We start from the raw sequence: 22,919 nt of genomic DNA on the forward strand, positions 1-22,919 counted from the left end.
GAGTAGACGGTCAGGTTATTTCCCTGACAGCTCCAGGGCGGGTTCAGAGACAATTCTTTCTGCAAAACCTTTCAGCCGGGGGCTTTGCTCTCTGTTGAAGTTTGTTCTCTTACTATTCCCTTTCAAAGCCAGAATATGTGAAGTCGTGTATGTATTATATAGACTTTTTACTGTTAATAAAATAACATGTTTAGTTATAATATTATGTGAAAATTTCTCCCGTTTTGTCAAGGAGTTGAGTCAAGTTTTATATCTTTTTAGGAGGAATTGCTCCAATGGCTGTAAAAGGAAAAGTGATTGTAATTACAGGGGCGTCAAGCGGCATCGGTGCTGCATTGGCAAAAAAAGCAGCAGAAAAAGGCCATTATCCTGTTTTAATTGCTAGATCTAAAAATAAATTAGAAAACTTAAAAGAAGAAATAGAAAATAAAGGGAAAAGTTGTTCCATTTATCAAATAGATGTAACGAATGAACAGGAAGTCAACCAATTCGTTATTTTTCTTCATGAATTATTTTCGAAAGTGGATGTATTAATTAACAATGCTGGGGTAGGCAGATTTGCTCTTACAGAAGATTTGACCGTAGAAAAAACGAAAGAAATGTTAGAAGTAAACGTGCTGTCTGTGTTCTATCTCGTAAAAGCTGTACTCCCCGCAATGAAAAAGAACAGGAGCGGGCATATCATAAACATAGGATCTCAGGCAGGACGTCTCGCTACTCCGAGATCATCCATTTATGCAGCCAGTAAACACGCCTTAATTGGCTTTAGCAATGCCTTGCGATTAGAAACAGAGCCATATCATATCTATGTGTCTACTGTTAATCCAGGCCCGGTTCGAACGCCATTTTTTCAAAAAGCAGACCCAAGCGGCAATTATGAAAAAGCTGTAGAGAAATTGTTTATTGAACCCGATGACTTAGCAAAAAAGGTCATGCATATAATAGAAAAGCCAAAACGTGAATTAAATACGCCCTGGTGGATGGCATGTCTCTCTAAATTGCATGGCCTTTTTCCTAGTTTAATTGAAAGAGCAGGGAAAAAGCAATTCCAAAAGAAGTGAAGTGATATATAATTATATTATGTAAACTAAAATAAGCGGTTTCTGCCTGTTAAATAAGGAAACGTTGCTGATGACTGGCTCGACATGCTAGACTATAGTCAAATCTTTGAAAGGGAGATCGTCTAATGTTTACAGAAAGAACCGGTATAGCAGTCTGGCTTCATTCAACTAAGCACGTGCGTCAGCTGCGAAAATATGGAGTGATTCATTACGTATCCAAAAGCATGAAGTATGGTATTTTATACTGTAACCAAAAAGAGGTAGAGGAAACACTTCGTATTTTGAACTCTCTACCTTTTGTAGAAAAAGCAGAACAGTCGATGAAACCGGAAATTCGTACAGAATTTAGCGGACCGGTACATCCTAAAGAAAAATCATTTGAATATAATGTAGGTATTTAAGGCTGCTTATTCTTTCCTGCCAGGGAAGAGGGCAGCTTTTTTATAATTCTTAAGAATGGTATGACTATGGACATGAGCCTTCCTTTTAAGCCAGTTTTTATTAAATGCACACTGTTTGTTTCGTTATACGAAGTGTTATATAATGGCTTCGTAGAAAGAAGGGATTCTCTTTCATGATAGATTGGAAGAAAAATTTATATATTTTAACCGCGTCTTTATTTATCGTTATGGCAGCTATGACAATGATCATTCCATTTTTGCCTCTTTATCTACAAGAACTTGGCGTAACCGATCCTGAGCAGGTAAGCATCTGGTCAGGTGTTATTTTTGGAATAAACTTTTTTAGTGCTTTTCTTGTTTCCCCTTTGTGGGGGAGACTCGCGGACCGTCATGGAAGACGAATGATGGTGCTTCGCTCGGGATTTGGAATGGCGGTTGTTATGATTCTTATGGGATTTGCAACAGGACCATGGAGCTTGTTCTTTTTTCGTTTATTAAACGGAACCATTTCTGGGTTTAATCCGGCTTCGATTGCGCTCGTATCTACAAACACTCCCAAACAGCACGTGGGATATGCGCTAGGCATATTACAGGCAGGTGCGGTCGCTGGAAGTATCTGCGGCCCATTATTTGGCGGGTTGATGGCTGAAATTTTAGGTTTCCGTGCTATATTTAACATTACAGGGATATGTATAGCAATTGCTGCGCTGACTGTTACTCTTTTTGTAAAAGAAGAGTTTACTCCTCCAGAAAATGAAGGAAAAACAAGCACATGGCAGGACTTCAAAACAGTTACGGCTATTCAGCCCATCCCTTTTGTATATGTCATTATATTTATTATTCAATTTGCGTTAATCGGGGTGAATCCGCTTGTTTCTTTATTTGTAGAAGATTTAAGCGGCGGAAAAAACAGTGCTTTTTATGCCGGTCTAGCTGTGTCAGCGATGGGGTTTGCTAATATGCTCACATCTCCGCGTCTTGGCAAATTGAGTGACAAAAAAGGTGCACAGTATGTATTATACGGTTCATTGCTTGGTGCTGCTCTGTTTTCTATACCGCAGGCCTTTGTGACAGAGCTATGGCAGTTAATTGTAATGCGGTTTATGACAGGGCTGTGTTTAGGAGGATTGCTGCCAGCGGCGAATACATTAATTCGTCAGCTTGCACCAGAAGGAATGGAAAGCAGGACCTATGGGTTTTCAAACAGCTTTTTATTTCTAGGGTCCATGCTTGGGCCGATGATTGGCGGCATGATAGCTGCTGCAGCTGGTGTGAGAGGTTTATTTATATTATCAGCACTGCTACTAATTGTCGGTGTTTTTGTAATGAGACACCAAGTCGTACCAAGGTTAAAATAACGAAATTTGCTTTATTTAACCATAATGCTTTTCCTAAAAAAAAGGCTGTTCCTTAGGGTGCGGGAACAGCCTTGCCCGAATAACCGGGCTATGGGAGAGGAGAAACCGGAGGAAGAGCTTATGGGGAAACGTAAGCCTTCTCCGCGGTTGTCAGCAACATGGAATCATGCTGCTGTTTGTCAGTATGGACGTTGGCTTTTATTTTTATACACGGAAATTTTATTTTTTCGTTATAGGAAATTGTTTGCCCGTTCCCTTTTTTATGGTAGGATTAGGTCGATACCATCAGACAAAGTTGGTTAAATGTAGTATTCTAATAATAAATTGCTGCAGAAACTGTATAGCAGGCTCGGCGGAATTGTCTGGCAAATGAAGGAATGTGAATGAAATGCGAGTTATCTCTGGAAAATATAAAGGAACTACCTTGAAAGCGGTACCGGGGATGAAAACGAGACCCACTTCTGATAAAGTAAAAGAAGCACTTTTTCATCGTATCGGCCCTTACTTTAGTGGAGGAAGCGGACTTGATTTATATGCTGGCACCGGAAGTCTTGGAATTGAAGCCATGAGCAGAGGCTTTTCCTCCTTTGTATTTGTCGATAAAGCTCCTCAGGCTGTGAAGGTGATAAAAACGAATGTAAAAGCCGCGGGTTTGAATGGGTCGTGTGAAGTTTATCGTAATGATGCCAAACGGGCTCTTGCAGTTCTTACGAAAAGAAAAAAGTCATTTGATCTGATTTTCATGGACCCGCCATACGCTCATCAGGATCTGGCTGGTATGCTTCAGACTATTTCGGAGACAGGACTAATAACTCCTGGCGGCCAAATCGTTTGTGAACACCGTTCTTCCACAGCACTGCCAGATACCGTTGCATCATTAAATAAACAAAACGAGGACATATATGGAGATACAGGCGTTTCTATATATGGTTTGGAAAAGTAAAGGAGGGAAGGTAGATGGCTTCGGTAGCTGTTTATCCTGGAAGTTTTGATCCTGTAACAAATGGACATATCGATATTATTGAAAGAAGCGCAAAAGTATTTGATAAGGTAGTAGTAGCCGTATTACATAACCGCAATAAAGTTCCATTGTTTTCTGTAGAAGAGCGTGTCGCAATGCTTGAAGCTTCTATTTCCTACATACCAAATACGGAAGTTGACTCGTTTAATGGTCTGTTAATTGATTACATACGTGCTAAAAACGCAAAAACTATTGTAAGAGGGCTTAGAGCGGTGTCGGATTTCGAATATGAAATGCAGGCGGCCTCGATTAACCGAAAGCTTGACCCAGATATAGAAACGTTTTTCATGATGACAAACAATCAATATTCCTATTTAAGCTCTAGCATTGTAAAAGAAGTGGCAAAATATGAAGCTAATGTTCAGGATTTGGTTCCTTCTGTTGTACAAAAAGCTATTCGTGAAAAATACAGCCATTTATCAGAATAAACGAAAAAAAGGGTGTGCCCAAAGTGTTTCACTTGTTAAGGGCTGCCCTTTTTTTTGGTTATGGTGCTTTTTTCACAATAAGACAAAGCATAAAATTTTATTGTTTAACCGTACTATCAAGCGGACATCTTTAAAAGACGATAAGTCAGTTAGAATGAAGCATTCTGAAATGGATGATATACAAGTATAGAAAAAGAGCGCCGATCGTAATATAGCCTCCATAAACAGACAACCATGTTCCAATCGTCTGCCAGGAAGTTACGACAAAGGAAGTGGCTATTTCCCCGCTGTAAACAGGTTGTTCCATTTGTCTTATATAGAAGGGCTCCCATAATAAATAAGTAAGAAAAGCTGCTAAAAAACCATGCAGCCACCTGGCGGCAAAAAAAGGGCCGAATCGAATATCCGTCTCAGCCAGCAAGCTTGCTACTTGAGCTTGTACGGAAAAACCACTGAAGCCCAGAACAAAGGCTGTAATAATTGCTTTTTCCAGCATATCCGTATTATTTAGATCACTGATCAGCTTGCTTCCTACAGTAATTTCGAAAAATCCAGACAGCCAGGGAAAAGCAAGTTCCGGGCTGAATTGAAGCAGCGATAAAACCGAACCAGGCAGCAGAGCAATATAGTGAATAGTACCGGTTACTTTTAAAATTCGGTACAACACAGAAAATAAAATAATAAAGCCGCCGATCATAAACAGGGTGTGAATAGAAGTGGTCACCGCATCTCCCAATTTTTTGCCGAGCGGCCGCTCATCTTGTTCCTGATCTTTTTTCAATGCTTGAAAGGCCGTTTTTAAAGAAGCAGAAGAAGCCGCAGGAGAAGAAGGCGGAGAGTTTCTTTTATAAAAACGCATAAAAATCCCGACTAATGTGTTCGCTCCATAATGACAAATGGCAAGAAGTATACCAAGCGCTGCGTCTTGAAAAAAACCAACGGCTACAGCTCCGCAAATAAAAAGCGGGCTTGAGGAATTCGTGAAACTAACGAGTCTTTCTGCCTCTTCTCTCGTTAACTTATTTTGTTTACGCAATTTTACTGTAAACTTTGCTCCTGAAGGAAATCCTGCAGACAGTCCCATGGCCCAAACGAATCCGCCGCTTCCTGGAATATTGAACAGCGGCCGCATAAGAGGTTCTAATAAAACTCCTAAAAAGCTAACGACCCCAAAAGCAATTAATAGCTCTGCTGTAATAAAAAAGGGAAGAAGGGAAGGGAAAACCGAGTCGCTCCACATCGTCAAGCCGCTTTTAGAAGCTTCTAACACATCTTTAGGAAATAATATCAAGCATATTGCAAATATAAAGAGCCCAAGCGCCGCGCTGAGCATCCGTAAGTCTTTCCATTTCAAAATGGATTGCCTCCTTCAAGCGTGGTTATAATAGTAACTGTACAAGGATTACTTCATTGCTTCTATATAAGTTCATGATAATATGAGAATATATGTTCTTGTGGCGCTATCCAGGATGAAACGATGTTCATAACTGCAAAAGCATGGTTCTTGGTATTTAAAAATAAGGAAACGCTTGTTCTTTTTATCTGCCAGGAATTTCCTCCTGAAATCATGTTAGAATGAAAACACCCGTGATAAGCACGGTAGGTTGTCCTTATACATGAATATGTAAAAGCTGGCATAGTTTAGACCATATTCATGCTTGTTTCTAAAGAAATCATTTGAAAACAGGGGCAAGGGGGTTCATTACATTGAAAGAAAATCGCCCATGCATTGGCCTCGCCTTAGGTGCGGGAGGTGTTCGGGGATACGCACATATCGGAGTACTCGAGAAGCTGATAGAAAATAATATACCTGTAGATATGATGGCTGGAAGCAGCATGGGCGGTCTGGTTGCGGCTTTATATGGAGCAGGGCACGAGCCTGAAACATTAGAAAAGTTTGCCCGGCTTTTTAAAAGAAAGTTCTATCTTGATTTTGCTGTACCAAAAATGGGCTTAGTACAAGGACAGCGAGTCAAAGATCTTATTTTTATGCTTTCTAAAAAAATGAATATTGAAGATATGAGACTGCCAGTAGGTATTGTGGCAACAGATCTTACTTCTGGGGAAGCGGTTGTTTACAGAGACGGGTGTGCCGCTGATGCTGTACGGGCCAGCATTTCCATACCAGGTATCTTTGTTCCTGAAAATTATAAAGGACGTACACTTGTAGATGGCGGTGTGGCTGATAGAGTGCCTGCTAGTACTGTCCGCCAGATGGGAGCAGACATAACGATTGCAGTAGATGTGTCTTTTTATAATAAAGAACCAGTGATTGGTTCGATATATGATGTAATTATGCAAAGCATGGATATTATGGGGAAACAATTAATAAAATACAGAGAAGTAGACGCTGATGTACTTATTAAACCAATCTCCTCTTATTACAATGCTGTTGTTTTTGAAAATGTAGATGAATTAATAGAAGCAGGAAGAGAAACAGCTGAAAAGTATATTCCAGAAATTATAGAGAAGATGAATGAGTGGAAGGGGACCAGGAATGGCAGCTAATAATAAAACAGGGATCCGCAGAAGCTGGGTTTTGCTCATCGTTTTAATCATCATTCTTGCATTAAATCAAATTCCATTGCCGTATTTTTATTCCCAGCCAGGCGAGGCCACCCCGCTGGAAGATATGATTACAGTAGAAGAAGGATTCGGGGAAGAAGGCCAATTTTACTTAACGACGATAAGACAGCGCAGGGCAAATATTCCTTTATACATTTGGGCTCAGTTTTCCGACTACCGGGAAGTTGTACCAGCGGATTTGTATTTACAAGAAGATGAGACCGATGAAGAGTATTTTCACCGCCAGACCATGATGATGGATAGTGCTCAGGAAGCTTCTAAAATGGTCGCATATGAAAGGGCTGGTTTTGAATTCGACGTCGACTACAAAGGGATTCGGGTAACAGAAGTTATCGAAGAAATGGATGCAGCGGAGCATTTGCAGGAAGGTGATTTGATTACTGCATTAAATGGTGAGTCTCTGCAAAGGCTTGAAGAGATGAATGCTTTATTAGAAGATAAAGAAAAAGGAGAAGAAGTAGAGTTGACCGTTCAAAGAGACGGCGAAACGAAGACAGAAACGGTTAAAATTGATACATTTCCAGAAGAAATGGACGCAGCAGGTAATACAGGTCTTGGTCTGCTTTACCCATTTACTCAAAGGAATGTCCATTTTGATCCAGAGGTAACGATTGAAGCAGGGGCCATTGGAGGACCTTCTGCTGGTTTAATGTTTGCCCTTGAAATATATAATCAATTAACCGAAGGAGATCTTACCGGCGGCTTGGATGTTGCAGGGACCGGCAGTATTGATGATGAAGGTAAAGTAGGAAGAATCGGTGGAATTCCCCAAAAAATTGTCGCTGCTGATAAATCAGGTGTCGATATCTTTTTTGCCCCGGATGATGAATTAGCTTCTCCATCTAACTATGAGACGGCTGTTGAGACTGCGGAAGATATAGGCACGGACATGAAAATTGTACCTGTAAAAGAGTTTGAGGATGCTGTTTCCTATCTAGAAAATAGATAGGAAGAAAAAACGGCAAGTGAAGAGGAGAATGCATCTTAAGAAGAAGGTCCAAAAAATAAATTAATTTACAGCACGTACTAAGGGAATCATTGTCTTCTTCACCTTCCGTTGTCCCTCTTTAAAGACAACTAGCGGAACAAATGTTCGTGGAAGCCTCCAAATTCAATGGGCTAATATTGGTTTACTTTTTCTAATCCAAGAAAAAGTAAACCTCATTATTTCGTTAGCCTTAAAAACGTACCAAAGGCAGCCCCTCCCACCATAACTGTGGCCTGTACCACTAAGTTGCATAAGTCAGATTATCCTCTCTCATTAATTTCCCTATTATTCTCTTCTAGAGAAAAAAACAGGCGGCAGTTGATATTCTTCCTGCCATTTTGCAACTCTTTGCGAAGTTGATAACGGGCAGTAATAAGCGAGAGCAGCCCTTTCATCGAGTTTTTGCTGTGGTGTTTTTTGCTTAGGGAGGTTCGTGAACATGGGCAGGTCTACTTGTTTCTTTATACGGCTTAAATAAGACTGCCCCGTTTCATTCATTCCCAATATACGAATGTGGTCGGCCTGTTGATGTATTAATGCTTCGTCTGCTTCTGTTTTGGTCGTACTCGTTAATATTTGGACAGCGAGCCGCTGCAGTCTTGTCCATGTATATCGCTTTGTTTTTAAAGCACTCATAAAGGACTCAAAGGTATTATGCTTTTTAATAAGCGAGCGAAAGCGATGGTGAAGTCCTTCTTCAGCTTCATAGATCTGTTCTAAAAAGGAAGGCGGTAGAGTGAGTGTTTTAGCTTGTAATGCTGGAAAATAATGCTCCCAATGCACAAAAGAAGTGTTATCCTTTAAATACATTTCCATCTGGGTTCTAGTGGTTTTGGGCATCGTATGTGCTATCTCTGCCGGGCTTTTTTCTAGTTCTATAAGAGAACGTCTAATGCTGGTTGCACTGGCGATGGCTTTATCAGAAACCTGTTGATCATGGAAGCCTGCTTTCGTTCGTGGAATGGTTTCTGGTTTTATAGAACTGCCAAGCTCATGGACTGCACGAATATAATGATAGCCTAATATGTTGTTAGGCTGGCTTAAATCAGGCCATTGTTTATCCGGATCAAGCTTTAAAAAAGCTAACGAAGCTGCTTTAGGATAGCTGCAGCCCTCACGAATGAACTGTTTAATATATTGATTGTATATTTCATCATTCGCTTGAAGAAAGTACAGCAATTGAAGAAACGGCTCAATGTCCCCATGTTCGCTGCCGAAACAAAGAACATCTGCTCCAAGGTGGTCTAGAACAGAGACTGCCCCTCTTGCAAACCAGCTTGCATGCTGACTTGAAAAAATATAAGGGAGCTCGATAACTAAGTCAGCACCTCCTTGAAGTGCCATCATGGTTCGTTCTCTTCTAGGCATAAGAGCTGGCTCGCCTCGCTGCAGGAAATAGCCGCTCATCACACAAATAACAACGTCTGCATTTGTTTTTATTTTGGAAGAGTGAAGATGATAAGCATGACCATTATGAAATGGATTGTATTCAACAATTAAACCAAGTGCTTTCATAGGTTCCTCCCTAGTACTTCTTAAATAATAGACAGGGTACAAATTGTTTGAAACATACATCTTTTTCTTACAAATTAGGCATGTTATGATAAACTAACTGTCCATTGAGATATCATTTTGTGCATATCCAGCGAATGACTTTTCGCTGTTTACGCTTTTCTAACCTTAGTATAATGTAAAGAAAAAATGTTGACAAATAGGTATATGGTGGATATAATTACTCTTGTTGCCTAGAGGTGATACCCAATGAAATGGAGTATACAACAACTACTTGCAAAAAGACATGAAGGCTTGACGGTGGACGAACAGGTAGATGTAACGGAATTAATAGACCGTGATCGAGAGATTAGGGATATTACGCCTGTACAGGTAACAGGAAACGCAGCGTTTTCTGGTGAAACGGTCACCTTTCATTTGCAAATTAAAGGATCGATGACGCTGCCTTGTTCCCGGACGCTTGCTGATGTAAATTTTCCTTTTGATATAGAAGCAGTGGAGCGTTTTCGTTTAGATGGCATGCCTGTTGATGAAGAGGATATTACTCTTCATGAGCCGGAAAACGGTTATGTTGATCTGCTTCCGTATATTAAAGAAAGTATTCTGCTTGAATTACCCATTCAAGTTTTTGCAGAAGGAATCGATGAAAAAGAAGCTCCAGCTCCGCAAGAAGGAAAAGATTGGGAAGTTATAATCCAGCAGGCAGCAGAAGACAAGAAAGCAGAAAAAGAAAATGACGTCGATCCTAGAATGGCTGATCTAGCTAATTTTTTTGACAAAAAGGAATAACTAGAGCGAAGGATTGGGATAGTTCTTGTTCTTCGTTATGAAAAACGCAACCCCTTAAAGGAGGTGGGAAGAATGGCAGTACCAAAAAGACGTACTTCTAAAACCCGCAAAAGACAACGCCGCACTCACTACAAAGTGGAAGTGCCAGGCATGGTAAAGTGTCCGGAATGCGGTGAAATGAAGCTATCTCACCGTGTGTGTAAGCATTGCGGTTCTTACAAAGGTGAAACGGTAGTGGAAAAGTAAGTTTGTTTAAAAAAGCTGTTTTACAAGGGAGGGATTTCTCTGTGTAAAAACAGCTTTTTTTTATCTTTACATCGGCTCTCGTTAAAAACCAATGCGGAGCACCTTTTGACACTTAGGAGGAGAAACCTAATGGAAAATAAAATAAACCTTAACAGAACAGATTTTTTTACATACGTGGAATTAAACCGGCCGGAAAAAAGGAACGCAATAGATTACGATGTAATAGAGCAATTAAATAATATTCTAGATGAAGTGAAGGAAAGAAAAGAAGATAAGTGTTTAGTTATTACCGGTGCAGGGGAGGAAGCTTTTTGTTCTGGAGGTGATCTCTCTGTTTTTCACGAGCTTTATACCAAAGAAGATGCATATGCAATGCTTTATCAAATGGGTCAGGTTTTATTTAAATTGTATGCGCTTAACATACCGACGATTGCACTTTTGAATGGTTTAGCAATCGGAGGGGGAGCAGAACTTGCAACTGCTTGTGATTTCCGCCTTGCAGGGACGCGGGCAAAAATAGGGTTTGTTCAAGGGAAACTTGCTATCACAACGGGATGGGGAGGCGCCTCCATGTTAATGGAACGGGTTAGTCCAGAAACGGCAATGGAGATGTTGTTGTCTTGCAATATATACTCTGCACAGCAGGCAAAGGATTTCGGATTAGTTCAGCAAGTACTAGATAGCAGTGATTTAAAAGCAGCCGCTGAACAACATTTTCACGAGTGGAAAAGTATTCCATCGCAAGTTCTAACCGCCTATAAGCAAAGAAAGCTGGATAAGACGGACCTTTCTTCTCTCAAAGAAAGAATTCATAATGAAGTGGAAGAATGCTCGATCCTTTGGGAAACAGATATTCATCATCAAGCAGTGGAAGCGTTTCGGCAAAGAAAACGATAACGAACGAGAACCTTTCCTTTCTTTTTCTTTTAAATGGAATATTTTTTTAAAAAGTAGGAGATAATCTTTTGATAGAGTTATTCTATCTTCTAGTTATTAATCATAGAAATAAAGAAAAAGATCGGAGGGATCACAATGGTATTATCACGTCAGGATGCTTGGTCTGCTGATGAAGATATCATGCTGGCTGAAATCGTTTTAAGACATGTGAGAGAAGGGAGTACCCAGCTGGCTGCTTTTCAGGAAGCGGGCGAAAAGCTTTCGAGAACAGCTGCAGCATGCGGTTTTCGCTGGAATGCATGTATTAGAAAAAAATACGAAGCAGCTATTGAATTAGCTAGAAAACATAAAGGAAACACAGGGAAGAAACAACCTGGAGCTATGGATGAAGAGATTGACAAACTAGTATATAATGATGCAAAAGAAAAGCAATCAGTAAAAACAACACAATCAAAGGTCGCTGCTGCTAATTATAGCATGGAGCCGGGCCACATGGCTGAGCAGTTAAACAGTACGGTTTCTTTTTTAAAGGAGCTTTCTCATTACTTGGAAGAAAATAAAGAACAACAAGCAGAACAGCTGCTAGAAAAAAAGAATGAGCTTCAGCGTGAGAAAGAAAAACTTGATAAAGAGCTGAATCAAGTAAAGAAAGATTTCAATCGATTAAAAGAAGATTACAAAGCTTTATTAGAAGTGATGGAAAAAGCGAGAGCTCTCTCAGAAGGTGCCATGCCATATTTAAGTGAAGACAGTGAGATGGAAGAAAGCGGCTAGGGATATATGCCGATGTTATTTAAAAAGAACCAGGGAGAATGAACAAAGTAAGTCTCATTCGTGTAACCCTGGTTCTCTTATATTTTCACAATTATTCAGGAGATAAGTTTGCTGTGTCGGAGGAGTCCGGCTGCTCTTGGGCTTGCACCCCTGCCGGATACCATACATATGGATTTTCGCCGCGGTCGCGTTCGGGGTTATACTCTACAGCTTCAAATCCCATCTTTTCCCAAAAACGATCGGAACGCTGGCGGGCATTTGTTTTAACGGGAAGATTAAAGCTTTTGGCATGATCAACAAGTGATTCTCCAAATCCTTTATTTCTATATGGTTCAAGCACTTCAAGCTTCCACAGTTCTAAATAATCCTGTGGCGGGTCAAAGTAGCGGTCAAACTTTTGATCAATCTTATATAAACACATTCTTGCTACAAGGCGGTCTCCATAGTAAATGCCATAAAAAGGAGACTCGCTGTCGTTTTCTATGATGTTTTCCTCTAATTCTTCTTTCATAGAAAGCTCTTGGGCCCCAATTTCTTTAAAGTTATTAAACTCTTCTAATGTTTTGTAATTCACAAGTAAGCGCTTCACATTATGTTTAGTCATGTTTAGCCTCCTCTGCATTGAACTTATATTAATTGTACTATACCCGTTAATACTTTTGGTGAAAGAACTGTTAATAATAAATATGCATAATTGTTTAAAAATTCAAACATAAATTCTCTTGATTAAAAAGGAAGAGTCGTATATGCTAAATTTTAGGAAATAAGCCTAAACTGCCTTACCGTCTTGACTGGTGTTTTCTATGGTGATCCCGGCGGTGCATGGCAGGAGAGGGAGTGACTGGTTTTGTTTGATGTGATGGTGTTTATGTTTGCAACCATTCTTACTCTCCCGTTTCTAGCCTGGTATATCGTATATATTATTACGGTAAAATGGACAAAAAGAAAAGGGAAAGCTGTCCGGCTTGCTGCAGACTTATCTACTATTCTATTCATAGCTTCGGTGCATTTTCTCGCCAATGCCATATGGGGAGAGTCTTTTTTTTGGGTGATTTTAATTATTATATTATTGATCGCTGCCATTTTTACTATTTTACATTATCGTTCTAGAGAAGAAGTCGAATTTGTTAAGCTTGTGAAAGGGATTTGGCGTTTTAATTTTTTTCTTTTTTTCAGTGGGTATTTATTTCTTTGCTTCTATGGGTTAGCAAGCCGCCTGCTTTCTGCTTTCCTTGCTTAAAACATCGTGATATGGTGATAAACAGAAACAATTAATGTGGGCTGCAGTAGAAAGGTTGGACGTACATGGATGTTTATGAAACAGATATGCCGCAATCTCACCCGTTTATAAGAGACTATCTGAAAAACATAGAGCAGGCATGCTCATTTTTCGATTACAGGATATCAGATAATGATTTCCGCCAGCGTTATAAAGAACTAAAGGACAGGTCATTTGATAAGGATGGTCTTTACCAGCATTTATATACATATAATAAGTCATTTGTTTATCACGAAAAGGCATTAGAAGAACTAGAAAAGCTTAAAAATCCAAATGCTGTAATGGTTGTTGCCGGGCAGCAAGCCGGACTTGTTACCGGGCCGTTATACACAATTTCAAAAGCAGTTACTGCTCTAAAAGAAGCGAAAAAACAAGAACAGCTGTTGGGAGTGCCGGTGCTTCCGTTGTTCTGGATTGCAGGAGAAGACCACGATTGGGAGGAAGTGAATCATGTCTTTCTCCCAGGAGAGGAGGCTCCGAAAAAGTACACCTATAAAGGCGGCTATTATCCGGGAGCACCCATTTCAAAGCAGCCTATTGAGGAAGAAGCTTTTGAAAAATGGTGGTACAAGGTGACGGAATGCCTGCCGGAGACAAACCATACAGAAGAAATTTATTATACTTTAAGAAACTTAGCAAACAGGTCTTTTACCTTTACCGATTTTTTTGGAGAAGTCATGCGCTGGCTTTTTAGGGATTCCGGCCTAATTTTGATGGATGCTGACCACCCTGAGATTCGAAATTTAGAAAAAGAGACTTTAGCCTCTTTACTAAAGGAATATAAAGAGGTGAAGGAAGCTGTACAACAAGGGAAAAAAAATCGTGAGAATTTAGATTATCCCTTGCCGGAGGGCCTTCCTCAGGAGGGGATTCATTTATTTTATCATTACCGCCGGCAAAGGCATTTGCTATATGAGCGAGATGATGTGTCTTTTACAGACAAAACGGGAAATGCGGTTTTTTATAAAAATGAGCTGTTGGATCACCTGGCCGATTCGCCAAATTCCTTTAGTACAAATGTTTTCACACGGCCGCTGGTCCAAGAGAAATTACTGCCGGTGCTGAGCTTTGCGGCCGGGCCGGGAGAAATAAATTATTGGTCGTTATTAAAGCCGCTTTTTCACCGATTTGCAGTAAAAGTACCGCCGATCCAGCCGCGTATGGAATTTACGATTGTGCCGCGGAATATCCAGTCGATATTACAAAAGGAAAACCTTTCTGTAAGACAGATTCTGTTAGGTGAAGCTGATAAAAAAATTCAGGAAGTAAAAGAAAAAGCAAAACAGGTGGATGGCAAGCAGCTGGCAGAGAACTTACTATCAAACATCGCGAACCATCACAAAACGATGCGAGAAGAATGGAAAAAGCTTAATCCCTCTGAGGAAAGTTATGGAGATAAAAACTGGTATAAGCTTCAAAGTACCGTTTTAAATTTTGCGAAAAAAATAGATAGCTACCAGGAGGGTCAGGAAGAATGTCGCCTGCAGAAATTAAGAATAACTACCCAGTTATTGTTCCCTTTTGCCAGGTCTCAAGAACGGGTAATTAATATAATTTACTTTATAAATGAGTACGGAAGTGATTTAGTCACGGGTATAAATGCCCTGTACTTACAAATGAATAAAAGGCATAAAATAATTTATTTGTAAAAAAGATGCAAATCATTAAAACAAAAGGCTGTTTTTGGAAGTCCTCTTCAGATGAAGGGGGCTTTTTTGTCGTGAAAAAATTTATAGAAAAAGTGGTACGAAGTGGGGGAATGTGGTAACTTTAATATAGAAAGTGGAGGAGGATGGTTCCGCAATGTTCATGGGGGAATATCACCATAACGTGGATGACAAAGGCAGAATGATAATCCCTTCTCGGTTTAGAGAAGGGCTGGGGGCTTCCTTTGTGATCACCCGCGGAATGGACAATTGTTTATTTATTTACCCTATGGACGAGTGGGAAAAGCTTGAAAAGAAACTAAAATCTCTTCCATTCACTAAAAAAGATGCTAGAGCATTCACCCGATTTTTCTTTTCAGGTGCGGCAGAATGTGAATTGGACAAGCAGGGAAGAGCAAGTATTCCCTCCACTTTGCGCCACTACGCCGGACTGTCTAAAGAATGTGTAGTAATCGGAGTATCCACACGAGTAGAGATCTGGAGTAAAGAACGCTGGGATGAGTATTTCGAAGAATCACAGGAATCTTTCTCTGAAATCGCAGAAAACATCGTGGATTTTGACTTTTAAAAAGAGAATGAAGCACATCGTAAATGGAAAACAATAAACAAAAAAGGAGGGGGAGCGCACTGTTGAATTCGTTCAAACACGATACCGTTTTACTCCAAGAAGCAGTAGAAGGGCTGGCTGTCAAACAGAATGGTACATACGTGGATTGCACCCTTGGCGGCGGCGGGCATAGTGAAGCGATTTTGCAGCAATTAAATGGTTCAGGTCACTTATATGCATTTGATCAAGATGAAACAGCAATCTATCATGCAAAAGAAAGGCTTCAGGATTACAAAGGTTCTTTTACCTTGATACACTCCAATTTTGAAAACATGAAAGAAAAACTTCTTGAGAGAGGAATTACAGGAGTAGATGGCATTTTATTTGACCTTGGCGTTTCCTCTCCGCAATTTGATCAAGCAGAACGAGGTTTCAGCTATCGATTTGACGCCTCTCTTGACATGAGAATGGATCAATCACAAGAGTTGACCGCTAGAGACGTAGTTAACACTTGGAGCTTCGAAGACTTGGCATATATTATTTCAAAGTATGGTGAAGAAAAATTTGCCAAGCAGATTGCAAGGAAAATAGAAGCTGCTCGAAAACTTAACCCGGTGGAGACGACGTTTCAGTTGACAGAAATAATTAAAGAGGCCATTCCTGCACCGGCAAGACGAAAAGGAGGACATCCTGCAAAGCGTACATTTCAGGCGGTTCGAATGGCAGTAAATGATGAGCTTCGAGTATTTGAAAAAGCATTAAAAGACGCGATCTCCTTGTTAAACAGCAGAGGGCGCATAAGCGTTATCACCTTTCATTCACTAGAAGACCGGCTTTGTAAACAGGTTTTTAAAAAAGAGAGCAGTCCGCCGGATCTTCCCAAAGGGCTGCCGGTAATGCCAGATGAAGCTGAACCAGATTTGAAACTTATTACGAGAAAACCTATTCTTGCAAAAGAAATAGAATTAAAAGAGAACAACCGTGCACACTCAGCCAAATTGAGAATTGCGGAGAAACGTTAGGGGGAAGGTAATATGGATAACCTGGCTCATCAAATAGAGCACCAAAGAGAAGAAAAGCAAGTTGTCCGTAAAAACGTACAACATTCCATTCGAGGAAAAGTTACGAGAGGGGAGAAACTGATTATAGCAGGCATGATGGTCGCTGTTATTTTAGCTTCTCTCCTTGTTGTCACAAATTATGCTAATATTTACGCTCAAGAACGGGAGATATCCTCCCTTAACCATTCTATTAATCAACAATCTGAGATAAATAAAAGCCTAGAATTGGAAGTTTCTGAATTAAGTGCTCCAGACCGCATTATGCACTATGCGAAAGAAGAGCTTGGAATGGAACTTAATGATGAAAAAGTAAAAGTTATTCAAGGCTCAACGCCTTAACAATCACATAAGCAGAAATTGGGGGTTGGCCGAAGGCAGCAAGACTGCGGGCCGACCCTTTTATGGTAACAGACAGCAAGGATATACTGACAGGTGGTGATTTATTTGGCGCAGACGCGTAAAACGATTATTAAACGAGCTTTATTATTAATGATATGTATCTCTTTCTTTTTTATGATTTTTGCTGGACGTGTAGTATATGTTCAAGTAGCAAAAGAAGTCAAAGGCCAGGACTTACAAGCGATGGCAGCCTCACGCTGGACAACAACCCAGACACTCCACGGAGAAAGAGGGACGATATTTGACCGCAAAGGTGAAGAACTTGCAGAAGAAGTTCAATCTTATACCGCATTTGCTGTACTCGATGAAAATTATGAAGATCATGTGAAAGACCCTGAGGAAACTGCAGAAAAGCTTGCTCCGCTTATTGAAATGGAAGTAAATGATTTGAAGGATCTTTTAACTCGGGAAGAGGTTTTTCAGGTTGAATTAGGATCGGGATCTAAATATTTAACTCTATCTGAAAAACAAGAAATTGAAGAATTAGAACTGCCAGGTATCCACTTTCGTACTGAAGAACAGAGGTACTACCCTAATCAAACGTTTGCATCTCATGTTTTAGGCTACACGGAAAGAGATATGAGTGAAGCAAGAATGGGACTTGAAAAGGGACTCAACGAACAACTTTCTCCTACGGATGGATCTTTATCCTACCAGAGGAATGTAAAAGGCATCCCTCTTCTTGATAAACAAGAAGTTCTTAAAGAGCCGGTTGATGGAGAAGATGTTTACCTTACGATTGACTCCAACATCCAAACAGCGTTAGAACAGGCAATGACAGAGGTGGAAGAAGAATATGAGCCAAATAAAATGACTGCTATTATAGCAAGTGCTGAAACTGGAGAAATTCTTGGAATGAGCAACCGGCCTAGCTTTAATCCAAATGAGTATGAATCCATCACGAATTATACAAATTATGCAATCTCCGACCGGATTGAGCCAGGTTCTACAATGAAAATGTTTACGTTGGCAGCCGCAATGGAAGAAGGCGTTTATAACGGAGACGAAACATATGAATCCGGAACTTATGATATCGGAAGCACTACCATAGGAGATCATAATAACAGTGAGGGCTGGGGCGAAATAACATACGATGAAGGATTGGAGCGTTCATCTAACGTAGCTTTTGCAAAAATTGCTTTAGAAAAATTAAAGCCCGAGCGGCTGTATAATTACCTTGGGGCCTTTGGTTTCCGGGAGCCGACGGGAATTGATCTGCCAAACGAAGCGAACAGCAGCATTGCAGAATCAAGTAAGCTGGATGCAGCGATTACAGCATTCGGGCAAGCTACTGCGGTAACTCCTATTCAACTCGTACAAGCAGCCACAGCGATAGCGAATGACGGTAAAATGATGAGCCCTTACATCGTTGATAAAATCTATGATTCCACTAATGAAGAATACACCTATGAAGCAGAACCAGAAAGCGCAGGAAATCCAATTAGTGAAAAAACAGCGGCAGAAGTGAGGAAAAAACTAGAGAACGTAGTCACTTCAGAAAACGGCACTGGACGGCCATTTTACATTGATGGGATTGATGTAGCCGGTAAAACGGGAACGGCCCAAATCAGTAATCCTGATGGTGGAGGCTATATTTCCGGGCAGAACCAAAATATTTTCTCCTTTATTGGAATGGCCCCTGCAGATGATCCAAGCATCATTGTTTACGTGGCAGTAGATCGTCCTAAGCTTGAGGGCAATGAATCTGGATCTGCCCCGGTTGCCCAAATCTTTAACTCAGTGATGAAACAAAGCTTATCATATATGAATCTTACTCCAAAGGACGAAGTAGAAGATGAAGAAGTTTATGAAGAAGAGGGGATTGAGGCTGAATCATATGTTGATCAGTCCGTAAAAGAAGCTGTTAATAACCTCGAAGAGCTTGGATTAGAACCGCAGGTTTTAGGGGATGGCAATATGGTAGTTGAACAGTACCCCGCTGAGGGAGAACAGCTCATAATAGGGGAAAAAGTATTTTTATTAACAGATGGAGAGGTGACAATGCCTGACTTAGCAGGGTGGTCATTGCGTGATGCAAAAAGAATGAGTGATCTGCTTGGGATAAACCTGCACCACGTTGGTTCTGGGTATGTGACAGATCAAAGTGTTGAGCCTGGAACTCCTGTACAAAAAGATGGATATGTAACAATAGAGTTAAAGACTCCTTCTCAAATTAAAGAAGAAACAGAACAACAAGAGAACGCAGAAGAGGTACCCGAAGAAGAACAAACTGAGGAAGAAATAGAGAGAAGAGATTAATAGGAGCAGCAATGCTTACGAGCAGCCGTTCTGATCACAGGTAAACAAGCATAAGGTGTAAAGAGACAGGAAACTATCTCTTTATAATCAACCTTATGGTGGTGTTTCAGACATGCGCGTCTCTTTTGTAACAGTGAGAAAAAGACTCTTTTTTGTATTAATTGCAGGCGGGCTCGCTATAATGATTCTCCTTATACGTCTTGGTTATGTTCAATTTTCTATGGGGGAATGGCTGACAGATCTGGCGGAAGATTCCTGGAGCAGAAATATTCCATTTGAAGCAGAGCGCGGAGAAATTTTAGACAGAAATGGAGAAATTCTTGCAACAAATGTAAGTGCTCCTTCAGTTTTGGCGGTTCCAAGACAAATTAAAGACCCTGAAAATGTAGCGCAGAAACTGGCAGAAGTATTGGGAGTGAGCGTGGAAAAAGCGCGTGGATGGGTGACTAAAAACGAATCGATGGTTCGTCTTAATCCGGAAGGAAGAAAAATAAGCAAAGAAAAAGCTAAAGAAGTAAGAGATCTGGAGATTGAAGGAATTTATATTGCAGAAGACAACAAACGCCACTACCCGAAAGGCAAGTATCTCTCCCACGTTCTTGGTTTTGCAGGAATTGATAATCAAGGCCTGACTGGCATAGAGCAATATTATGATGAAAAATTAAAAGGCGAGCCTGGACGAGTATCCTTTTTCTCTGATGCGAAAGGAGAGAGAATGCCAGGTATGGCTGATCAGTACGAACGTCCGGAACAGGGTGAAAATTTAAGGTTAACAATTGATTCTAGAGTTCAAACTATAATAGAAAGAGAACTCGATATAGCAGAGGCAACATATGATCCCGACGGAGCACTTGCAATTGCTATGGATCCAGATTCGGGTGAAATTTTGGGAATGAGCAGCCGCCCGGATTTTCACCCGGAAGATTACCGGGAAGTTCCTCCTGAAATCTATAACCAGAATAAGCCAGTTTGGTCGCAGTATGAACCAGGTTCCACCTTTAAAATTATTACCCTGGCAGCTGCTTTAGAAGAAGGGAAAGTCGACCTCGAACACGATCACTTTAATGATCCTGGCTATATTGAAGTGAACGGTACGAAACTACGATGCTGGAAAAAGGGCGGCCACGGCGATCAAACCTTTTTAGAAGTTGTTCAAAACTCCTGTAACCCAGGCTTTGTTGTTATGGGAGAAAGGCTTGGAAAAGAAACGCTTTTCGATTATATTGAAAACTTTGGCTTTGGTCAGAAAACAGGAATTGACCTGCAAGGGGAAGGAAAAGGTATATTGTTCGATGAAGAAAATGTTGGGCCGTTGGAATTAGCGACGACAGCATTTGGTCAGGGTGTTTCAGTAACCCCCCTTCAGCAGGTAACAGCAGTCTCGGCTGCCGTGAATGGTGGATACTTATATGAGCCCCATTTAGCAAAAGAGTGGCTTGATCCTATAACCGGACAGGTGAAAGAGTCACAGCCTCCTGTTATGAAAAAAAGAGTGATTTCCGAAGAGACCTCTGCGGAAGTTAGAAATGCTTTAGAACACGTAGTAGCAAAAGGCACAGGAAAAGGAGCCTTTGCTGACGGATACAGAGTTGGCGGGAAAACAGGTACAGCCCAAAAAGCAGTAGGCGGGAAATATTTAGAAAACAATCATATTGTTTCTTTCATAGGATTTGCTCCAGCAGATGACCCGGAGATTGTCGTTTACACAGCGATTGACAATCCGAAAGATACACTGCAATTCGGCGGTATTGTAGCGGCTCCAATTGTCGGGAATATTATAGAAGATAGTTTAACGGTTATGGGAGTAGAAAAAAGAAGCGACCAAATCGAAAAAGATCTAGCCTGGAATGATGACGTTCTTATGGAAATGCCGGATATGACGGGTTTAACCTTAAAAGAACTTCACGATGCTTACTATCCTCTTAATATTGAAATGGAAGGAGAAGGGTCAGTCATTGTTTCTCAATCCCCGGAACCAGGGGAAAAAGTGAAAGAAGGAGCAACAATCAGGCTTTATCTTGGTGACAAAACAGTTTCTTCCGATTAAAATAGAAAGGACGTTTATGAAAAACAGGAAACCGGCTGGTTCTATTTTAGAAACAGCCGGCCGCCTGTGCCTTTTTTCGAAATTATGTTTCAGGAGAGATTTGCTATGAAAAAATTAAAAGACTTAACAAGTCATTTACTTGTAGAAGACACAAAATCAGATGAAAACCCTTCTATTACTTCTATACATATGGACTCCCGCGAAGTGAAACATGGCGGTTTGTTTTTTTGTATTCGAGGATATACGGTAGATGGCCATCAATTTGCTGAGCAGGCAGAAAAAAACGGAGCCAGCGCCATTGTAGCAGAAGAAAAAGTGGACGTTAGTGTGCCTGTAGTGATCGTTAAAGATACAAAGCGAGCGATGGCTATTATGGCAAATGCATTTTTTGACCATCCTACTTCAAAGTTTCGCTTGATTGGCATTACAGGGACGAACGGAAAAACAACTACCAGCCACTTAATCGAGACAATTTTGCAAGAAAACAATAATATTACTGGTTTGATAGGAACGATGTATACCAAAATTGGTACAAAGGAAGCAGAGACAAAAAACACCACTCCAGAGTCCTTACCACTGCAAGAATTGTTTTCTCAAATGGCATCTGAAAAAGTGCAAAGCTGTGTAATGGAAGTTTCCTCCCACGCCCTAGACCTTGGACGGGTAAGAGGGTGCGATTTTAATACGGCAGTATTTACAAATTTAACGAAAGACCATTTAGATTACCACAAAACCATGGAAGCTTATAAACAGGCCAAGGGTCTCTTGTTTGCTCAGCTTGGTAACACGTATGATGGTCAGCGTAAAACAGCCGTGCTCAATGCTGATGATCCAGCTTCGGAAGACTTTGAAAAAATGTGTGCCGTTCCGGTTCTTACATACGGGATCGAAAAAGACAGTGATATACAAGCACAAGATGTTAATATCTCACCTGCAGGTACATCTTTTACCCTTGTAACCCCGTGGGGAAGCAGAAAAATTGAGCTGTCCTTAGTCGGCCGTTTCAGTGTTTATAACGCGCTTGCAGCAGCGGCTGCTTGTTTAGCTGAAGGAGTAGCGCTCAACACAATAACGAAAGCTTTAGCTAAAGTGAGTGGAGTAGCTGGCCGCTTTGAACCTGTAGATGCTGGTCAGCCATATGCAGTTATTGTTGATTATGCTCATACTCCCGATAGCCTGGAAAACGTTTTACAGACGATCCGGGACATGGCAAATGGAAAAATTTATGTGGTGGTAGGATGTGGTGGAGATAGAGATGCCACCAAGAGACCGGAGATGGCAAGAATTGCGGTGAAATATAGCCAGCATGCTATTTTCACATCTGACAATCCGAGAAATGAAGAGCCCCAGCAAATTCTTGATCAAATGGTAAGCGGTGTTGATCAAGCAGACGATTACACGGTCATTTCAGACCGCAGAGAAGCGATCCGTTATGCTGTGCAGCGAGCAAACGAACAAGATGTGATATTAATTGCAGGAAAAGGCCATGAAACTTACCAGGTGATTCATGATCAGGTTTTAGAATTCGATGATCGGAAAGAAGCAGCAAAAGCGATCATAGACATAAACAAAGGTAAACAGTAAGAAAGGAGGCCATGT

Annotated in this window: 22 protein-coding genes and 1 other annotated feature (1 of these 23 only partly in view); of the genes, 19 read left to right on the forward strand and 3 right to left on the reverse strand. The window is 40.7% G+C overall.

Annotated features, from left to right (window positions below; translation table 11 throughout):
- Positions 1 to 135, reverse strand: a binding site (T-box leader); it reaches 109 nt to the left of the window's first position.
- Between the two features lie 140 nt (positions 136 to 275).
- The 5 genes from ACE1TI_RS01655 to coaD all read left to right on the forward strand — a co-directional run bounded on the left by ACE1TI_RS01655 (position 276) and on the right by coaD (position 4,269).
- Complete coding sequence (locus ACE1TI_RS01655) at positions 276 to 1,061, forward strand: SDR family NAD(P)-dependent oxidoreductase (protein ID WP_375005837.1); 786 nt, start codon at positions 276 to 278, stop codon at positions 1,059 to 1,061.
- 125 nt (positions 1,062 to 1,186) lie between these two features.
- On the forward strand, positions 1,187 to 1,462 hold the full coding sequence (locus ACE1TI_RS01660; RefSeq protein ID WP_375005838.1) for a YlbG family protein: 276 nt from the start codon (positions 1,187 to 1,189) through the stop codon (positions 1,460 to 1,462).
- Positions 1,463 to 1,635: 173 nt separating this feature from the next.
- A complete protein-coding gene (locus ACE1TI_RS01665; RefSeq protein ID WP_375005839.1) occupies positions 1,636 to 2,820 on the forward strand; it encodes an MFS transporter in 1,185 nt (394 codons plus the stop codon).
- A 388-nt stretch (positions 2,821 to 3,208) separates the two neighbouring features.
- On the forward strand, positions 3,209 to 3,763 hold the full coding sequence (rsmD, locus tag ACE1TI_RS01670; protein WP_375005840.1) for a 16S rRNA (guanine(966)-N(2))-methyltransferase RsmD: 555 nt from the start codon (positions 3,209 to 3,211) through the stop codon (positions 3,761 to 3,763).
- 14 nt (positions 3,764 to 3,777) lie between these two features.
- Positions 3,778 to 4,269, forward strand: a complete 492-nt coding sequence (gene coaD, locus ACE1TI_RS01675; RefSeq protein WP_375005841.1) for a pantetheine-phosphate adenylyltransferase — start codon at positions 3,778 to 3,780, stop codon at positions 4,267 to 4,269.
- Positions 4,270 to 4,414: 145 nt separating this feature from the next.
- On the opposite strand, the gene ylbJ is transcribed toward coaD, so the two are convergent.
- Positions 4,415 to 5,623 carry a sporulation integral membrane protein YlbJ gene (ylbJ, locus tag ACE1TI_RS01680; protein ID WP_375005842.1) on the reverse strand — a complete coding sequence of 403 codons (1,209 nt, stop codon included), beginning with the start codon at positions 5,621 to 5,623 and terminating at the stop codon, positions 4,415 to 4,417.
- Between the two features lie 353 nt (positions 5,624 to 5,976).
- Between ylbJ and ACE1TI_RS01685 the strand changes: the two genes are divergently transcribed.
- Together ACE1TI_RS01685 and ACE1TI_RS01690 are read left to right on the forward strand one after the other, a co-directional pair.
- Positions 5,977 to 6,777, forward strand: coding sequence for a patatin-like phospholipase family protein (locus ACE1TI_RS01685; protein ID WP_375005843.1), 801 nt, complete (start codon positions 5,977 to 5,979; stop codon positions 6,775 to 6,777).
- Positions 6,767 to 7,804 (forward strand): SepM family pheromone-processing serine protease, encoded by a 1,038-nt coding sequence (locus ACE1TI_RS01690; RefSeq protein ID WP_375005844.1) that lies wholly within the window; start codon positions 6,767 to 6,769, stop codon positions 7,802 to 7,804. The genes ACE1TI_RS01685 and ACE1TI_RS01690 overlap by 11 nt, the downstream gene beginning before the upstream one ends.
- 324 nt (positions 7,805 to 8,128) lie before the next feature.
- Here the strand turns inward: ACE1TI_RS01690 and ACE1TI_RS01695 are convergent, their stop codons facing one another.
- A complete protein-coding gene (locus tag ACE1TI_RS01695; protein WP_375005845.1) occupies positions 8,129 to 9,358 on the reverse strand; it encodes a nucleotidyltransferase in 1,230 nt (409 codons plus the stop codon).
- Positions 9,359 to 9,604: 246 nt separating this feature from the next.
- Here ACE1TI_RS01695 and ACE1TI_RS01700 point away from each other — a divergent pair, with 246 nt between their 5' ends.
- From ACE1TI_RS01700 to ACE1TI_RS01715, 4 genes are all read left to right on the forward strand, one after another.
- Positions 9,605 to 10,144: a YceD family protein gene (locus ACE1TI_RS01700; protein ID WP_375005846.1), complete on the forward strand. Its 540-nt coding sequence runs from the start codon at positions 9,605 to 9,607 to the stop codon at positions 10,142 to 10,144.
- Between the two features lie 72 nt (positions 10,145 to 10,216).
- On the forward strand, positions 10,217 to 10,390 hold the full coding sequence (gene rpmF, locus ACE1TI_RS01705; RefSeq protein ID WP_375005847.1) for a 50S ribosomal protein L32: 174 nt from the start codon (positions 10,217 to 10,219) through the stop codon (positions 10,388 to 10,390).
- A gap of 129 nt (positions 10,391 to 10,519) precedes the next feature.
- A complete protein-coding gene (locus tag ACE1TI_RS01710; protein WP_375005848.1) occupies positions 10,520 to 11,287 on the forward strand; it encodes an enoyl-CoA hydratase/isomerase family protein in 768 nt (255 codons plus the stop codon).
- A 135-nt stretch (positions 11,288 to 11,422) separates the two neighbouring features.
- On the forward strand, positions 11,423 to 12,061 hold the full coding sequence (locus ACE1TI_RS01715; RefSeq protein WP_375005849.1) for an RsfA family transcriptional regulator: 639 nt from the start codon (positions 11,423 to 11,425) through the stop codon (positions 12,059 to 12,061).
- Positions 12,062 to 12,152: 91 nt separating this feature from the next.
- Here the strand turns inward: ACE1TI_RS01715 and ACE1TI_RS01720 are convergent, their stop codons facing one another.
- On the reverse strand, positions 12,153 to 12,665 hold the full coding sequence (locus ACE1TI_RS01720; protein ID WP_375005850.1) for an N-acetyltransferase: 513 nt from the start codon (positions 12,663 to 12,665) through the stop codon (positions 12,153 to 12,155).
- 252 nt (positions 12,666 to 12,917) lie between these two features.
- On the opposite strand from ACE1TI_RS01720, the gene ACE1TI_RS01725 reads away from it, so the two are divergent.
- The 8 genes from ACE1TI_RS01725 (at position 12,918) to ACE1TI_RS01760 (ending at position 22,904) form a co-directional block, all read left to right on the forward strand.
- The gene (locus ACE1TI_RS01725; RefSeq protein ID WP_375006027.1) at positions 12,918 to 13,301 is read left to right on the forward strand and encodes a DUF3397 domain-containing protein; all 384 of its coding nucleotides are present in this window, start codon (positions 12,918 to 12,920) and stop codon (positions 13,299 to 13,301) included.
- 65 nt (positions 13,302 to 13,366) lie between these two features.
- Entirely contained in the window at positions 13,367 to 14,989 is a 1,623-nt protein-coding gene (gene bshC / locus ACE1TI_RS01730; protein ID WP_375005851.1) for a bacillithiol biosynthesis cysteine-adding enzyme BshC, read from the forward strand.
- A gap of 154 nt (positions 14,990 to 15,143) precedes the next feature.
- The gene (mraZ, locus tag ACE1TI_RS01735; protein WP_375005852.1) at positions 15,144 to 15,575 is read left to right on the forward strand and encodes a division/cell wall cluster transcriptional repressor MraZ; all 432 of its coding nucleotides are present in this window, start codon (positions 15,144 to 15,146) and stop codon (positions 15,573 to 15,575) included.
- A 62-nt stretch (positions 15,576 to 15,637) separates the two neighbouring features.
- Positions 15,638 to 16,576: a 16S rRNA (cytosine(1402)-N(4))-methyltransferase RsmH gene (gene rsmH / locus ACE1TI_RS01740; RefSeq protein WP_375005853.1), complete on the forward strand. Its 939-nt coding sequence runs from the start codon at positions 15,638 to 15,640 to the stop codon at positions 16,574 to 16,576.
- 12 nt (positions 16,577 to 16,588) lie between these two features.
- Positions 16,589 to 16,954 carry a cell division protein FtsL gene (gene ftsL / locus ACE1TI_RS01745; RefSeq protein WP_375005854.1) on the forward strand — a complete coding sequence of 122 codons (366 nt, stop codon included), beginning with the start codon at positions 16,589 to 16,591 and terminating at the stop codon, positions 16,952 to 16,954.
- A gap of 105 nt (positions 16,955 to 17,059) precedes the next feature.
- Positions 17,060 to 19,273, forward strand: a complete 2,214-nt coding sequence (locus tag ACE1TI_RS01750; protein ID WP_483860637.1) for a penicillin-binding protein — start codon at positions 17,060 to 17,062, stop codon at positions 19,271 to 19,273.
- A 112-nt stretch (positions 19,274 to 19,385) separates the two neighbouring features.
- Positions 19,386 to 21,320 (forward strand): stage V sporulation protein D, encoded by a 1,935-nt coding sequence (locus ACE1TI_RS01755; protein WP_375005855.1) that lies wholly within the window; start codon positions 19,386 to 19,388, stop codon positions 21,318 to 21,320.
- Positions 21,321 to 21,425: 105 nt separating this feature from the next.
- Complete coding sequence (locus ACE1TI_RS01760; RefSeq protein ID WP_375005856.1) at positions 21,426 to 22,904, forward strand: UDP-N-acetylmuramoyl-L-alanyl-D-glutamate--2,6-diaminopimelate ligase; 1,479 nt, start codon at positions 21,426 to 21,428, stop codon at positions 22,902 to 22,904.
- Positions 22,905 to 22,919 lie beyond the last annotated feature (15 nt).

Source organism: Alteribacillus sp. JSM 102045 (genome assembly GCF_041949975.1).
In the GTDB taxonomy this organism is placed as follows: Bacteria; Bacillota; Bacilli; order Bacillales; family Marinococcaceae; genus Alteribacillus.

Coding starts and splice junctions, on each gene's coding strand:
- rsmD (WP_375005840.1), top strand. CDS start 3,209: ATGCGAGTTATCTCTGGAAAATATAAAGGAACTACCTTGAAAGCGGTA.
- ACE1TI_RS01710 (WP_375005848.1), top strand. CDS start 10,520: ATGGAAAATAAAATAAACCTTAACAGAACAGATTTTTTTACATACGTG.
- ACE1TI_RS01700 (WP_375005846.1), top strand. CDS start 9,605: ATGAAATGGAGTATACAACAACTACTTGCAAAAAGACATGAAGGCTTG.
- ACE1TI_RS01715 (WP_375005849.1), top strand. CDS start 11,423: ATGGTATTATCACGTCAGGATGCTTGGTCTGCTGATGAAGATATCATG.
- coaD (WP_375005841.1), top strand. CDS start 3,778: ATGGCTTCGGTAGCTGTTTATCCTGGAAGTTTTGATCCTGTAACAAAT.
- rpmF (WP_375005847.1), top strand. CDS start 10,217: ATGGCAGTACCAAAAAGACGTACTTCTAAAACCCGCAAAAGACAACGC.
- bshC (WP_375005851.1), top strand. CDS start 13,367: ATGGATGTTTATGAAACAGATATGCCGCAATCTCACCCGTTTATAAGA.
- ACE1TI_RS01760 (WP_375005856.1), top strand. CDS start 21,426: ATGAAAAAATTAAAAGACTTAACAAGTCATTTACTTGTAGAAGACACA.
- ACE1TI_RS01720 (WP_375005850.1), bottom strand. CDS start 12,665: ATGACTAAACATAATGTGAAGCGCTTACTTGTGAATTACAAAACATTA.
- ACE1TI_RS01660 (WP_375005838.1), top strand. CDS start 1,187: ATGTTTACAGAAAGAACCGGTATAGCAGTCTGGCTTCATTCAACTAAG.
- ACE1TI_RS01695 (WP_375005845.1), bottom strand. CDS start 9,358: ATGAAAGCACTTGGTTTAATTGTTGAATACAATCCATTTCATAATGGT.
- mraZ (WP_375005852.1), top strand. CDS start 15,144: ATGTTCATGGGGGAATATCACCATAACGTGGATGACAAAGGCAGAATG.
- ACE1TI_RS01690 (WP_375005844.1), top strand. CDS start 6,767: ATGGCAGCTAATAATAAAACAGGGATCCGCAGAAGCTGGGTTTTGCTC.
- ACE1TI_RS01755 (WP_375005855.1), top strand. CDS start 19,386: ATGCGCGTCTCTTTTGTAACAGTGAGAAAAAGACTCTTTTTTGTATTA.
- ftsL (WP_375005854.1), top strand. CDS start 16,589: ATGGATAACCTGGCTCATCAAATAGAGCACCAAAGAGAAGAAAAGCAA.
- ACE1TI_RS01655 (WP_375005837.1), top strand. CDS start 276: ATGGCTGTAAAAGGAAAAGTGATTGTAATTACAGGGGCGTCAAGCGGC.
- ACE1TI_RS01665 (WP_375005839.1), top strand. CDS start 1,636: ATGATAGATTGGAAGAAAAATTTATATATTTTAACCGCGTCTTTATTT.